The sequence below is a fragment of the Nocardiopsis sp. NPDC058631 genome, from assembly GCF_042716955.1.
Taxonomy (GTDB): domain Bacteria; phylum Actinomycetota; class Actinomycetes; order Streptosporangiales; family Streptosporangiaceae; genus Nocardiopsis.
Genome location: NZ_JBHXQY010000034.1, coordinates 25,777 through 39,633, shown reverse-complemented (window position 1 = coordinate 39,633; position 13,857 = coordinate 25,777). Strand labels below are relative to the sequence as shown.

The window sequence follows — 13,857 nt, the reverse complement described above, 5'->3', positions numbered from 1 at the left end:
CTAACGGCAAGGACGGGGGGTGCGGCGATCCCTTTCTGGAAGCGCCCCGACAGGGCGGTGCCCCCGCCACCCGGTCAACGGGGGCGGGGGCACCGTGCATTCCCCGCGGTCGGGCGGCGCCGGTCACCCCGGCACCCGCCCCGCGGCGTCCGCGGGCCCCTACTCCTCCTTGGCGGTGGAGCCGGTGCCCTCGGTCCCGCTGTCCTCGGGCGCCTCGGCCTTGGGTGCCCTGGCCACGACGACCGCTGCCGCCGCCACGGGTTGCTTGTCGTCGGGGACCGCCGACCGCGTGTGCGCGGAGCCGTCCTGGCTGCTCGGCGGGCGGTTGCGCAGCAGGGCCGCCAGGACCGCGGCCACCGGCGTGGCCAGGAACATCCCGGGGACGCCACCGACCACCGCGCCCACGGAGATCGCGATCAGCACGACGGGCGAGGGCAGGTCGAGCGACGCACCGTAGATGCGCGGCGCGAAGACGTTGCTCTCCAGCTGCTGCACCAGGACCACGGCGCCGACGACGAAGAGCGCGACGATCCAGCCCTCGGTGACGAACGCGACCATCGCGGCGAGAAGGCCCGTCAGGAAGGCGCCGATGATGGGCAGGAACGCGCCGACGAAGGTCAGCACGATCAGCGGGATGGCCAGGTTGATGTCGATCAGGAACACCAGGGCGAGGCCGATACCGACGGCGTCGAAGAATCCGACCGCGGCCACGCCGCGCACGTAGCGCCCCATGACGTTGTAGGAGACGTCGCCCGCGTGGCGCAGGCCCGGACGGGACCGGGGCGGGAACAGGGTGAGGAACCAGTCCATGAGCTGGTCGCCCGAGTGCACGAAGTACACGGTCAGGGCGATGATCAGGACGATGCCGACCAGGACCGAGATCACGGCGGCGCCCGCGGTCCAGGCACCGCTGAGCAGCTGGTCCTGGTTCTCGGAGATCATGGCCTGGATCTGCACCCAGGCGTCGTCGATCATGTCGGTGAACAGCGCCGGGTCGAGCCCGAAGGGCACATCGATGTCCTGGAGCTCGCCGACCGCGCTGGTGACGCTGTCGACCAGGGGGCCGAAGCCCTGCACGGCGGGCGTGACGATCATCGAGATGACGCCGCCGAAGATGACGAGTCCGGTGAGGACCGAGATCGCCGTCGACGAGCCCCGGCCCAGGCCCTTGCGCCGCAACAGGTTGGCGAGCGGCATGAGCAGGGCGGTGATGAACACCGCGAGGACCATCGGCAGGGTGACGACCGACAGGTAGACGAGCCCGTAGAGGACCAGGCCGGCCACGACACCGACGAGGAGGAAGCGCCATGCGACGTCGCTGACCGACTTCAGGATGTCCCCCGCTCCGACGTCGTCCTGTTCGGCCGGGCCCTGGTCGGGGTCCTGGGGTTCGGGCTCGGAGCGCTCGTTCTGAGCCTCCACCTGGGCGAGGCGCTCGGCTCTCGCCCTGCGGGCGGTGAGCCACTTGTTCAGGAGCGCCCACACTCCCGGCCGTTGGGCTTGCACATGAACTCCATTCTCATGATGCTGCGTGATGCCCGTACAGGAGGCGACGGGCACGGGGAAGCGGTACCGGGGGGATGCGCGGACGAGGCTCCTGGTTCTCCCGGGCCCGTCGGGAACTCAACGGCCTCAGAACTGCCAGGGTTCCCTGGGGTGGCCGCTCCGCACGATCTCGTTGCCGAACGGCGCCAGCGCCACGGGGATCATCTTGAGCGAGGCCCAGGCCATCGGAATCCCGATGATAGTGACGGCGAGGCCGACCGCGGTGGCGATATGGCCGATCGTCAGCCACCAACCGGCGACGATGAACCAGATGACGTTGAGGAAGGTGCTGCCGCCGCCGGCCCCCTGGTTGCGGACCAGCTCCCGGCCGAAGGGCCAGATCGCGTAGCTGGCCATGCGGAAGGAGGCGATCCCGAACGGGATGGTGATGATCAGGATGCAGCAGATGACTCCGGCGATGACATAGCCGACCGCCAGCCAGAAACCGGCGACGAAGAGCCAGATGACATTCAGGATGAGCCGCAAGAGGGCCACGGTGCTTTGTCTCCTTGGATTGGGTCCCGCATCCGCGGGTGCGCGCGATCCCGCATGGACGGGGGCCGCACCCGTTGCTTTCTACCGTCTGGGACGCCGCTGCACCATGACCCGTTCCGGGCTGTCGCCCTGGTCCTTCCCCTAGGGGTGGGGGCGTACGCGCACCGGGCCCCGGGGGGCGTGCGGGACGGCGCGTCGCGGCGTGCCCGGGGAGGATATCGACCCGGGGCGCCGGGGGCTGGCACCCCGCGCCGTGCACCCCGCCGGACGCGACGCAGGGTGAGGACATACGGTCACACCAAATCTCGGAGCCCAACACAGACCACAATGTGATCGGCGCATCAGGAGAACCCCCTAGGCAGGAGGGACATCGCACCATACGATGTGCTGTGTCCTGCTCAAGACCGTAGATCCTGTGATTTACGACAAACTCGGACAAACGACCGAAGACCAGTCAGTAGACATCAGGTTTCGGTAACGGTTGGGCGAGTAATTTCCCCACCCCCCGTGCAGGATCGGGAGTGGGGATGGCATGATTACGTACCGGCTCGGACGGAGGCCGTCACCGCCTCCGCAGCCGTTCGCGTGAGAGCACTCCGTCTTCAGCACATTCTGCCGCATGGTCTGTGCTTCTCGTGGTCTCAGCCACACCGGGGAACATCGTCTGCACCGTCCGGCGTTTGCGTCGTGCGGGGTGGCTCACGCCGCATGACCAAATTTTGGTGACTGAAGCTTTTTCCGACAGCTTACTAGTGATTTCAGTAGAGGTGGTTCAAGCATGTCTCAGGTACGTCGGCAGGCCGCGCTGCGCCCCCGCCCGAGCTGGGGGTGGCAGGATGCCGCCGCGTGCCGGGGCGAGGACCTTGTGCTCTTCTTCGGCCCGGATGGCGAACGCCAGCCGGAGCGGGAGATCAGGGAGCGCAAGGCCAAGGAGATCTGTGCGGCCTGCCCTGTGCGAACCGACTGCCTGGACTACGCGATCTCGCGTCCGGAGAAGTACGGTACCTGGGGTGGCCTGAACGAGGACGAGCGCGCCTCCGAGCGCCGTCGCCGTATGCGCCGCGCCAACGCTGCCTGACCGAGGTTTCCGAACCACGGCACAGCGGATCTCCCCCGGTGGCCCCGGCCCCCGTACAACCCGCGGCGCCCTGACGATCAACGTCGAGGGCGCCGCGGGTTTTCTTATGCCGGGCGGAGCGGTGGAAGCACCCCGGACCCCGCACCACGGGGTCGGCCCGCAGCGGGTTCACTCCCTGCGTCCCGCCAAATGCCGGTCGAACCAGTCCAGGGTCTCCACGGCGACCTGGCGCCACTCCTGCGCACCGTGGAGCAGCTGCTCGGCGCCCGACATCACACGCAGGTCGGTGGGACCGCCCATCCGGCCCCGCGCCCACTCACCCAGCTCCCGGACGAACGAGTCCCTGCTCTCCAGCAGGACCAGGACCGGTGCGCGGACCTCCGGCAGACTCGGTTCGGCCAGGTCGATCCGCCCTCCGTGGACCACCACGGCGGCCACGTCCTCCGGACGTTCGGCGGCGGTGACCAGCGCCGCCGGGGCCGCGTTCCCCGAACCCACCACTCCCAGGGGCCCGTCCGCGGCATCGGTCGCGCGTCGCAGCCAGGTGACGGCCGCGCTCAGCCGCTCGCCCTGCACGGCCGTGTCGGCACCGCCCGAACCCGAGTCCCGCTCCTCACCGGTCAGCAGGTCCAGGACGAGGGTCGCGTACCCGGCCCGCTGCATGGCCGAGGAGATCGCCCGCCAGCGCGGGTCCGAGCGCCCCTCCCCCGCGGCCAGCACCACCGCGCCGCGCAGGACGGCGGGCACGGTGAGGTCGCCGTCGAGGTAGACACGGCCGGCGCGCACCCGCACCCCTCGGGCCGCCTCGGACCGGGGGTGGACGCGGCCGTACTCCGCGAGGATCGCGGTGACGTGTCCGTCGGAGAGCTGGTCGAAGTCGCGGTACCACTCGCCGACCGCGTGGAAGTTGTCCGGCGCGCTGAGCACCACCAGTTCGTCGACGTCCTCCCGTAGGGCCTCCACGGCCTCGGGTGCCGCGACCGGCACCGCCAGGATCAGCTGGGAGGGCCCGGCCTGGCGCACCATCCGGAGCGCGGCGCGGGCGGTGCCGCCCGTCGCGACACCGTCGTCCACGACCACGCAGTCGCGTCCGGCGATGCGCGGACCCGACCGCTCGCCCCGGTAGACGCGGCGCCTGCGGTCGAGTTCGTCCCGCTCGGCGGCGACGGTGTCCGTCAGTGCCTGGCGGGGTATGCGCATCCGCGCCAGGGCGCGGTCGTCGAAGAGCACGCGCCCGTCCTCGGCGATCGCCCCCACCCCCGTCTCGGGTCGGCCGGGCAGACCGATCTTGCGGACCATGAGCACGTCGAAGTCGGCGTCGAGGCGGCGGGCGAGTTCGGCCCCGACCGGCACCCCGCCACGCGGCAGGGCCAGGACGAGTGGGTCGTTGACCGCGAGGGGGCGTACCCGCTCGGCGAGGCGGCGCCCCGCTTCGGACCGGTCGGCGAAGGGCAGTGAGACGGGTACCGGGTTCATATCCTCACCGGTGCCGGGACCGGGGCCCCGGCACCGCTCCTCTCGGCTGTGTGCAGTGAGCCGCTGGAAAGTGCTACGGGCATACCCCCCGACGTGGCGGTTCCAACCCCGCCCCCGAGCAAAAACCGTGGGGCTCAGGCCCGGCGGAACCCGTTCCTGAGCACCCCCATCAGCAGCGCGTCGTGTCTGCGCCCCTCCCAGAGCAGCGAGTCGCGCAGCCGGCCCTCGACGGCGAATCCGCAGGAGCGGTAGACAGCGATGGCGCGCATGTTGAAGGCGTAGACGTAGAGCCAGATCCGGTGGAGGCCGATGCGTTCGAAGGCGTACTCCAGCACGAGCTGGGTGGCCTCCCGTCCCAGGCCCTGCCCGGTGAACTCGATGGCGGACAGGGCGATGCGGTACCCGGCGCTCTCGTTCTCCGCGGCCACGGCGTAGATGGACAGCTCACCCAGGTAGCGTCCGTCCTTGGCCGCGATGATGGCCAGGTCCAGGCGGTCGGTGCGGCCGGCACGGGTCGCGCACCACTCCCTCGCCTGCGCGTAGGTGAGGTGGCGATGGGTGCCGGTGAGTCTGCGGACCTCCTCGTCGAGGCCGGCCGAGAAGTAGGCGTCGGTGTGCTCCGGTCCCAGTGGCACCAGGTGGACGCGGTCCCCGGTGAGAGTGGGTTTGTCTCGCAGCGCGCTCGTTCTGATCATGGGATCTTCCGGTTCCGTCCGGGCACCGTGCGAGACGGTTGCCGGTGTGGGGGAGTCGGCGGACAGCAGGCTGGGGGGGGGTGCCCTGCGCGCGAGCGGGCCGCGGGGCGGGCCGGGACAGGGGCCCTGGGTCGCGGTGGAGGCCGAGCGGCCCCGGATCGGGATCCCCTCGGTTTCGGAGCGGACCCCCTATGTAAATCGCGACCGCCTCCCATGGCAAGCCCGGTCGGACAGGTGACCGAAAACCTCTGTCCTCCCATGAGCGGACTGGATAGCATCTGCTCGCACTGAACAGTCCACGTGGGAGCCGCCTTGAGCATGTCCGCCGAGAAGACCGACGCACCGCCCCCGGAGGCCCGTCGGGCCCGGGTCGCGGTCTCCACCCTCTTCTTCGTCAACGGGTTCACCTACACCAACGCGGTTCCGTGGCTTCCGGTGATCAAGGCGCAGCTGGGACTGACCAACGCCGAGCTGGGCCTGGCGATCGCGGCGATGCCCACCGGGGCGATCCTCACCGGGATGCTGGCGGGGCCGCTGATCCACTGGTTGGGCAGCGGCCGGGCAGCTGTCGGGACCAGCATGATCTCTTTGGGAGCGCTCCCATTCATCGCACTGGCGCAGAGCTGGTGGATGCTCGCGGCCGCGCTCTTCGTTCTGGGCAGCGCGGACGCCTGGACCGACTCCGCCCAGAACTCGCACGGGCTGCGCGTCCAGCGGCGCTACCGGCGCAGCATCATCAACACCTTCCATGCGGTGTGGAGCCTGGCTGCGGTCGCAGGGGGTCTGCTGGGCGCGACGACGGCCGGGCTCGGGGTCCCCATCCTGTGGCACCTGGGCCTGGTGGCCGTCGGCCTGCTGGTGGTGAACCTGACGGTGGGCCGGATGCTGCTGCCCGGGCCGGACAGCAGCGAGCGCGAGGACGGGACCAGCGGCGAGGACGGGCGACGGCTGCGCGTCCCCGGCCGCGCGGTGCTCCTCCTGGTCGGGCTCGGCGTACTGCTGATGTTCGCCGGCGGTATCGAGGACTCGGCCGCGTCCTGGGGTGCGGTGTACATGACCTCGGAGCTGGACGCTTCGCTGTTCCTCGCCGCCCTGCCGTTCGTGGCCTGCCAGGCGATGATGACGCTGGGGCGGCTCGCCGGCGACCGGGTGACCGACCGGTTCGGCGCGGTGGCCGTGGGGCGCGCCAGCGGGCTGCTCGCTGGGGGCGGGATCGCGGTCGCCCTGCTCCTACCGCATCCCGTGACCACCGTGATCGGTTTCGGCGTGATGGGCCTGGGCGTGGCCACGCTGTTCCCGCTCACCCTGGCCGCCGCCGGGAACGTGCCGGGGGTGCGCACCGGCGACGGTGTCACCGTCGTCGGTTGGCTGGGACGTGCGGGTTTCCTGGGCTTCCCGCCCCTGATCGGTTTGCTGGCCGACTCCTTCAGCCTGGGAACGGCCCTGTGGGTGATCGCCGGTGGCGGCCTCGCGGCGTTCCTGCTGGCGTCGGCGCTGCGCCCGCGCGAGTGACACCGCCCCGGGGCCCGGGTTCCGTTGCGGCCTCCGGCGCACGGGCAGGGCCCCCGGCCGTGTGACACGACCGGGGGCCCTGGTGCATTCACGGTCGGACGACCGCGGAATGCGGATCCTGCTACGCGACCGGGGACGGGCGCCGGGCACTGGCCCACAGGGCCAGAACGCCGATACCCGTCACGACGGCGCCACCGAGCACGAAGCCCTGCATGTCGACGCCGGTCTGGGCGAGGGTCTCGTCGGCACCGCTGCTGACGGGAGCCGGAGCCTCGGGCGCGGTGGTGCCACCGGGGGTGGTGGTGCCACCGGGCGCCTGGCTCTCGTCACCGTCGTTACCGGGGTCGGTGCCCTCACCCGGGTCACCGGGGTCGCCCGGGTCACCCGGGTCACCCGGGTCACCAGGATCGCCCGGGTCGCCCGGGTCACCAGGGTCACCAGGGTCACCGGGATCGCCGGGGTCACCGGGGTCGCCCGGGTCACCGGGGTCGCCCGGGTCACCGGGATCGCCGGGGTCGCCCGGGTCACCGGGGTCGCCGGGGTCGCCGCCGTCATCGCCGCCGCCGTCACCGGGGTCGACGCCGTCATCGCAGGCGGCGTCACCGGGGTCGCCGCCGTCCCCGCCGCCGCCGCCTCCGCCCGCGCCGCCGTGACCGCCGCCGCCGTCACCGGGGTCGCCGCCGTCGTCGCCGCCGCCGTCACCGGGGTCGCCGCCGTCGTCGCCGCCGCCGTCACCCGGGTCACCGGGGACCTCACCGTCACCCGGGTCACCGGGCAGGTCGAAGTTCACCGGGTTCTCGATAACCGGAATGTCGATGAGCTGGGGCTCAACGGTCTCCTGGGCCGCCGCGGGGGCGGCGTCGGGGACCGTCTCGTCCAAGCTGTCAGCGAACGCCGGGCTGACGGAGAAACCGGCCATGAACAGACTGGCCGCAGTGACGGTCAGAACGCGCTTCTTGGGGGACATCCCACTCCTTTCTCTTCTTGGCGAGTGATCTGCTCAGGGGGAGAGATCTACTCAGGGGGGATGGCATAGAGGTGGTCCTCGTGGACCACGACGGCCCGCTCACCGAGCAGGCCGTTGGGCTGGACGGAGCCGTCGGGGGCCTCGACGGGCTCACCGGAGGCGCCGACGGCGACCAGGGCGCCCTCAAGTTGGCCGAAGACGTGCGGGCCGACCGCGATCTCGGGCGTGAAACCGGGGACCACGGCGGACTCGCCGGTCGCCGGGTCCAGGACCATGGGACCGTAGGCGACCAGGTCGGTTCCGACGGGCCCGGACCGGTGGCGGACGTCCTCCAGGAGTGCGGGGTCGACGGCCGCCGTGCCGACGACGCTGCCGTCCTCGCTGTCGTGGAAGGCCAGGATCGTGTCGTCGCCCTCACGGGGCTCCCAGCGCACGATGACGTAGTCGCGCAGGGCGGTGACCACGGCCTCCATGTCGCCCGCGTCGTCCGGACGCTCCGCGTTGACCTCGACGGGGTCGGCCCCGGGTCCGACCCACGTCCACGGTCCGCTGAGGACGGCGGTGAGGACGTTCTCCCCCTCGGCCAGCATCGGGGCCGCGCTCCCGGGAACCTCGACCGGCTCCAGCGCGTCTCCGACCGGGACGAAGGCCTCCTCCTCGCTGCGGACGAGCACCGAACTGCCCACGTACTGGGCGGAGGCGTCCTCCGGGATCGGGATCTCGACCGCGGGACCGCCCCCGGTGGGCCAGAACCAGAGGGTTCCGGCCGTCTCCGCCACGATCGCGGGCTCGCCCCCGTACTGCACGAACCGGGGGGCTCCCAGGAGTTCGCCGGAACCCATCGGCAGCTCGACCGCCCAGAGGCGGGAGCCGTCGGCGTCGAACAGGTTGAGGCGGTCCTCGGGGTCGACGTAGGCGAGGAAGTCGCCCTCGCGGCTGACCCCCGGATCGCTTCCCGTGGCGAGGGCCTCGCTGAAGTCGACGGTCTCGGAGAAGTGGGGCGGCGCCGGGTGGTTCAGGGTGGTGACGTCGGCGGTGGCCTGGTCGGCGGGGGCCGTGGCGGCCCCCGGCAGGAAGCGCATCACCACCGCGCCCGCACCGGCGAGCAGGACGAGGGCCAGGACGGCGGCACCGGCGATGACCAGTACCCGCTTGCCGCCGGAGCCCGCGGGCCGCGCCGGGTTCGGAACGGCCGCCTGGGCCGGTGCGTGGACGGGTGCCGGCTGCTCCGCTGCCTGGACCACCCCGTCGGGCGTGGCGACCAGCCGCCAGACGCCGTTGACGTCGCGGGCGTCGACGAGGACCGGCTGTCCGATTCTGGCCGCGTAGCCGGTGGCGACGTCCAGGGCCGCGCGCCGCGTCTCCTTCGCGGTCTGGCCGGTGACGAGGCGGCGGTGCCCCTCGACGACGATCTCGGCGCTGCGTTCGTCGGGTGCGATGACGATGACGGCGGTGGGCCGGGACTGCCCCGGTCGGGACGCCCGGCTCATGGTGCCTCCGAAGGCATGGGGAACGTGGACCTGTTCGTGTACGGGATACGGGAGACCTCGGTCAGCGGTGACCTCCGGTCGCGGCCTGGGTGGTCACCGAGCGGTGGAGTCGGCACACGCGTAGTCGATGCTCCAGGAGATGATACTGATGGTCGCCCGTTGGTCCTATTCCGGCCAGGGGCCGGGGAAGCGGGCATCCGCCGCGGAACTTCCGACAGTGTTTCCATTGCCCCTTCCTTGACCTGGCTATTTACCCCGAGCCGGGCTCCGGGACGAGCCTCCCGTGCTGTCGCAACCATGTTGTGGACACTCCGACCCGTCATGAGGTTCACACCGAAAATGGCCGGATCCGGCCAGCCCCCCGTGGCCCGGCCCGCACGGAGCACCCACGGCCGCCGGCCCCCGCCCTGGGGCGAAGGCGGGAGGAACCGGCCACCCGGGCACCCTGTGGCGGACCTGGGCGAGCCCGATGTACCCCTCGGGCCGGGAACGCTGGTCGGCGGCCGCGGTGGCGGCCGTTCCACCCGGCCCGGCCACGAGGTCGACCAGGACGCCCGGGACCGCCACGAAGGACACCGTGGTGCTGGAGAAACCGGACCACCTGCACCGGACGCTGTGCGGCCCCGGGAGGAGTCCGACCACGAGGCTCTCCCCGGGACCGACCGTTCCGACCCTGTCGCCGTCCACGTGGACCCGGTAGTCGACGAGCATGTCCCGCGCACCCGCGTGGGGCCGGTGGACCACCACCGGGACCCAGCCCCGCGGTACCTGTTCCGGACGGCGCAGGCCGATGATCTTGGGGCCGGTGAGCACGGATTCCGAGGCGGCCTCGCGCAGCCCCGCCCGTTCCCTCCTCCGGTGGCTCCAGGCCAGGACGGCGGCCGCGCAGGAGACCAGCAGCAGCGGGACCAGCGCCCAGGCGGAGTTGCGGACGATCTGAACCGCGGCGAAGAGGGTGAGGGGGACGGACGCGACCAGGTTGAACACGGTCGTCGTGGCGAAGGAGTGTGCCCCGTCCGCCCAGCGGCTCTTCTCCGACGGCGTCATCTCCCACTGGGCGAACATGGCGCCGTAGGAGACGGCGCATCCGAGGAAGACGGCGAGGAAGATCCCGGCGGCCACCGGCACGGGGTTGCCGGTGAGCCGCGTCCACGGGGCGATGATGACGCAGGCCAGGGGGCCCAGACTCGCACAGGTCGCGAGCAGGGGCGACGCCCTCACCTTCGGCTCCCCCGTTCCGGAGCGGCGGTGCGGAACCGGGCGTCGGCGCGCGGCGGGGGGACGGTCATGGGGGTGGCCCCTCTGGGTGCCCCGTCCGGGCTCGGGGGCGGCGGGACCGCGACCTGCCCGCCGGACGGCTACCGCGATGCTATCGGCGGGGTCGGACCCCCGAAGCTCCCGGAACGCCGGTGGTACACGGGTGGCCGGCACCGGTCAGCGGCCGTTGTTCTCCACGAGCGTGTCGAGGACGGCCTGTTCTCGGCGCTGGAAGAGCCGGTCCGCGCGTTCGAGGCGGCGGTTGGCGAGCTCGGCCCTGGCCGCGGCGGTGCGGACGGTCGGCCACATGGCGTCGATCCCGGAGTTGAACGAGGAACCCACCAGGACGGCGATGGCCATCACGTACAGCCAGGCCAGGATCGCGATCGGCGCCGCGAGCGAACCGTAGATGGTCACCTGGCCCAGGGAGGCGTCCAGGTAGGCGCGCAGGGCGACGGATCCCCCGATCAGCACGAGCGTGGCCAGCAGCGCCCCGGGCAGGTGGCGCCACAGCGGGGTGCGCACCGGCACGCTCAGCGCGTACAGCAGGGTGACGGCGGCGATGACGAGCAGCGCCACGGTCGGCCAGTAGAGGAGGTTGAGGCGTCCGACGGTCATCGGCAGGAGCGCGTGCACCAGGTCGGGCCCGGCCACCAGGACGGGCAGGACCAGGACCGCGAACAGCAGACCGCCCAGGTAGGCGACGAAGGCGAGGACCCGCTGGCGGATCCAGCCCCGCATCTCGTCCAGCCCGTAGGAGATGGTGATGGAGCGGATGAAGACGTTCATCGCCCGTGACCCCGACCACAGCGACACCAGGAACGTCACCGACAGGAGCCCGCCCTGGGCCCCGCCGAGGAAGTCGTCGACCAGCGGCCTGACGACGCTGTCCACCGTGCCCGGTGTGAGCACACGCGCGGCGAGGTCGAGGATCCAGACCCGGATCTCCTCGACGATGTCGTCCCCCAGCACGGTGGCCAGCGGACCCAGTGCCCCCAGCAGGCACAGCAGCAGCGCGGGCAGCGATATGAGGGTGAAGAACGCCGACTCGGCGGCGAGGCCGACCACCCGGTCGCGCGCGAACGCGCGCACGGTGCGCAGGACGAGCACCGTCCCGCCGCGCACGAGGGGGTGCCGTCGGAGCCACCCGTCGACGGCGTGCCACAACGCCTCCCAGAATCCCACCACGTGGAAACGTTAGCGGTCGCGAGAAGCTCCGGTGCGCGCGGGAGGGCCCGTCGAGTGATGTGACTCACGCCGGGGGCCGCTGGGAGCGTCTGGACAAAGTCCGGACCCCCGTGACATTGTCATTGCATGATCGCTGCCTTGGACCCCATGCTCTGCGTGCGCCGCCACGTGGACTTTCTTCGGGTCCGCAGTGCCATCTGTTGCAGCGTCGGTTAATCTCGCCGCCTTTTTGACGCACCCCAGGGGTGCGCGCGGCACCGGCGCTCTCCCTCTTCTTCGATTCCCCACACGCGGATTCCACCCGTGACGCCCGACACGACGATGTGCGGCGCGTACGGGCCAGCGGTGCGGGCGCCGGGACTGTGAGCACCCCGCGACCCCATCGGAGACACCCGCGATGCCTCCCTCTTCCGCGCAGCCCGGCAGGACAGCGACCGCGGCCCCGCCGCGACGCCGCCGTGGCGAGGGCCAGTGGGCCCTCGGTTACCGCGAGCCGCTGAACAAGAACGAGGAGAACAAGAAGAACGACGACGGACTCAACGTCCGCGATCGGATCATCAACATCTACTCCAAGCGCGGGTTCGACTCGATCGACCCGGCCGACCTGCGCGGGCGTTTCCGCTGGTTCGGGCTGTACACGCAGCGGGCACCGGGGATCGACGGCGGCAAGACGGCCGTCCTGGAGCCGGAGGAGCTGGACGACAGCTACTTCATGCTGCGCGTGCGGATCGACGGGGGCCAGCTGTCCGCGGCCCAGCTGCGCGCCATCGGTGAGATCTCCCGCGACCACGGGCGCGACACCGCCGACATCACCGACCGCCAGAACGTGCAGTTCCACTGGATCCGGGTCGAGGACGTGCCCGCGATCTGGGACAAGCTGGAGTCCGTCGGCCTCTCCACCATGGAGGCCTGCGGCGACACCCCGCGGGTGATCCTGGGCTGTCCGCTGGCCGGGGTCGCCGAGCACGAGGTCATCGACCCCACCCCCCAGATCCGCCAGATCTACGACGAGCACATCGGCAGCCCGCTGTACTCCAACCTGCCCCGCAAGTTCAAGACGTCGCTCTCCGGTTGCACCTCGCACTGCGTCAACCACGAGATCAACGACGTCGCGTTCGTGGGCGTGCACGACGAGTCCGGCGAGGCGGGCTACGACCTGTTCGTCGGCGGCGGCCTGTCCACCAACCCGATGTTCGCCCAGCGCCTGGGGGCGTTCGTCCGCCCGGACCAGGTCAGCGAGGTGTGGGCGGGTGTGTGCGCGATCTTCCGCGACTACGGCTACCGGCGCCTGCGCACGCGCGCCCGGATCAAGTTCCTCATCAAGGACTGGGGCGCGGAGAAGTTCCGCGAGGTGCTGGAGGAGAAGTACCTGGGGTACGCGCTGCCGGACGGTCCCGAGCCGGAGCTGGACCCCGGGCTGGAGCGGGACCACGTGGGCGTGCACCGCCAGAACGACGGGCGGTTCTACGTCGGTTTCGCGCCGAGGGTCGGCCGGGTCTCGGGCGCCTCCCTGCTGCGTATCGCCGAGATCGCGGAGGAGCACGGGTCGGACCGCATCCGGACGACCGCCGACCAGAAGCTGGTGATCCTGGACGTCGAGGAGGAGCGGATCGACTCGATCCGCGCCGCCCTGGGCGCCGAGGACCTCCAGGTCGAGCCGAGCGTGTTCCGCCGCCAGACGATGGCGTGCACCGGCATCGAGTTCTGCAAGCTCGCCATCGTGGAGACCAAGGCCCGCGCCTCCACCCTGATCGACGAGTTGGAGAGGCGGCTGCCGGACTTCGGTGAACCGCTGACCATCAACCTCAACGGCTGCCCCAACTCGTGCGCCCGCATCCAGGTCGCCGACATCGGTCTCAAGGGCCAGTTGGTGATGAACGCCGAGGGCAAGCAGGTCGAGGGCTACCAGATCCACCTGGGCGGCGGCATGGGGCTGACCCAGACCTTCGGCAAGAAGATCCGCGGCCTGAAGACCACCGCCGACGAACTGCCCGACTACGTCGAGCGGGTGCTGCGCCGCTTCCAGGACCAGAAGAAGGACGGGGAGTCCTTCGCGTCCTGGGTCGGCCGTGCCGACGACGCCGACCTCAAGTAGCAACCGCACGAACCCGGCCGGGGACGGGGACCCCCACCGGACCCGCCCCGGCCGGACCC

Annotated in this window: 11 protein-coding genes; 3 read left to right on the top strand and 8 right to left on the bottom strand. The window is 71.4% G+C overall.

Features of this window, described 5'->3' with window-relative positions; all coding sequences use genetic code 11:
* Positions 1-159: 159 nt before the first annotated feature.
* Positions 160-1,506: an AI-2E family transporter gene (locus ACFWTE_RS13780; protein ID WP_378779697.1), complete on the bottom strand. Its 1,347-nt coding sequence runs from the start codon at positions 1,504-1,506 to the stop codon at positions 160-162.
* 126 nt (positions 1,507-1,632) lie between these two features.
* Positions 1,633-2,040, bottom strand: a complete 408-nt coding sequence (locus ACFWTE_RS13775) for a YccF domain-containing protein (protein WP_378779696.1) — start codon at positions 2,038-2,040, stop codon at positions 1,633-1,635.
* A gap of 778 nt (positions 2,041-2,818) precedes the next feature.
* On the opposite strand from ACFWTE_RS13775, the gene ACFWTE_RS13770 reads away from it, so the two are divergent.
* Positions 2,819-3,118, top strand: coding sequence for a WhiB family transcriptional regulator (locus tag ACFWTE_RS13770; protein ID WP_017588640.1), 300 nt, complete (start codon positions 2,819-2,821; stop codon positions 3,116-3,118).
* Positions 3,119-3,286: 168 nt separating this feature from the next.
* On the opposite strand, the gene ACFWTE_RS13765 is transcribed toward ACFWTE_RS13770, so the two are convergent.
* On the bottom strand, positions 3,287-4,594 hold the full coding sequence (locus tag ACFWTE_RS13765) for a phosphoribosyltransferase family protein (protein WP_378779695.1): 1,308 nt from the start codon (positions 4,592-4,594) through the stop codon (positions 3,287-3,289).
* A 134-nt stretch (positions 4,595-4,728) separates the two neighbouring features.
* Positions 4,729-5,289 carry a GNAT family N-acetyltransferase gene (locus ACFWTE_RS13760; RefSeq protein WP_378779694.1) on the bottom strand — a complete coding sequence of 187 codons (561 nt, stop codon included), beginning with the start codon at positions 5,287-5,289 and terminating at the stop codon, positions 4,729-4,731.
* A 318-nt stretch (positions 5,290-5,607) separates the two neighbouring features.
* On the opposite strand from ACFWTE_RS13760, the gene ACFWTE_RS13755 reads away from it, so the two are divergent.
* Positions 5,608-6,801 (top strand): MFS transporter, encoded by a 1,194-nt coding sequence (locus tag ACFWTE_RS13755; RefSeq protein WP_378779693.1) that lies wholly within the window; start codon positions 5,608-5,610, stop codon positions 6,799-6,801.
* Between the two features lie 121 nt (positions 6,802-6,922).
* On the opposite strand, the gene ACFWTE_RS13750 is transcribed toward ACFWTE_RS13755, so the two are convergent.
* From ACFWTE_RS13750 to ACFWTE_RS13735, 4 genes are all read right to left on the bottom strand, one after another.
* Positions 6,923-7,768, bottom strand: coding sequence for a hypothetical protein (locus ACFWTE_RS13750; RefSeq protein ID WP_378779692.1), 846 nt, complete (start codon positions 7,766-7,768; stop codon positions 6,923-6,925).
* Between the two features lie 47 nt (positions 7,769-7,815).
* Positions 7,816-9,258, bottom strand: coding sequence for a hypothetical protein (locus ACFWTE_RS13745; protein ID WP_378779691.1), 1,443 nt, complete (start codon positions 9,256-9,258; stop codon positions 7,816-7,818).
* Positions 9,259-9,504: 246 nt separating this feature from the next.
* Positions 9,505-10,479 (bottom strand): hypothetical protein, encoded by a 975-nt coding sequence (locus ACFWTE_RS13740; protein WP_378779690.1) that lies wholly within the window; start codon positions 10,477-10,479, stop codon positions 9,505-9,507.
* A gap of 213 nt (positions 10,480-10,692) precedes the next feature.
* The gene (locus ACFWTE_RS13735) at positions 10,693-11,703 is read right to left on the bottom strand and encodes a YihY/virulence factor BrkB family protein (RefSeq protein ID WP_378779689.1); all 1,011 of its coding nucleotides are present in this window, start codon (positions 11,701-11,703) and stop codon (positions 10,693-10,695) included.
* Between the two features lie 397 nt (positions 11,704-12,100).
* Between ACFWTE_RS13735 and ACFWTE_RS13730 the strand changes: the two genes are divergently transcribed.
* Positions 12,101-13,798 carry a nitrite/sulfite reductase gene (locus ACFWTE_RS13730; RefSeq protein ID WP_378779688.1) on the top strand — a complete coding sequence of 566 codons (1,698 nt, stop codon included), beginning with the start codon at positions 12,101-12,103 and terminating at the stop codon, positions 13,796-13,798.
* The last annotated feature ends 59 nt before the right edge of the window (positions 13,799-13,857 follow it).

Excerpts from the sequence above, each read along its gene's own strand:
- ACFWTE_RS13760 (WP_378779694.1), bottom strand. The coding sequence starts at position 5,289 with ATGATCAGAACGAGCGCGCTGCGAGACAAACCCACTCTCACCGGGGAC.
- ACFWTE_RS13750 (WP_378779692.1), bottom strand. The coding sequence starts at position 7,768 with ATGTCCCCCAAGAAGCGCGTTCTGACCGTCACTGCGGCCAGTCTGTTC.
- ACFWTE_RS13755 (WP_378779693.1), top strand. The coding sequence starts at position 5,608 with ATGTCCGCCGAGAAGACCGACGCACCGCCCCCGGAGGCCCGTCGGGCC.
- ACFWTE_RS13730 (WP_378779688.1), top strand. The coding sequence starts at position 12,101 with ATGCCTCCCTCTTCCGCGCAGCCCGGCAGGACAGCGACCGCGGCCCCG.
- ACFWTE_RS13745 (WP_378779691.1), bottom strand. The coding sequence starts at position 9,258 with ATGAGCCGGGCGTCCCGACCGGGGCAGTCCCGGCCCACCGCCGTCATC.
- ACFWTE_RS13765 (WP_378779695.1), bottom strand. The coding sequence starts at position 4,594 with ATGAACCCGGTACCCGTCTCACTGCCCTTCGCCGACCGGTCCGAAGCG.
- ACFWTE_RS13770 (WP_017588640.1), top strand. The coding sequence starts at position 2,819 with ATGTCTCAGGTACGTCGGCAGGCCGCGCTGCGCCCCCGCCCGAGCTGG.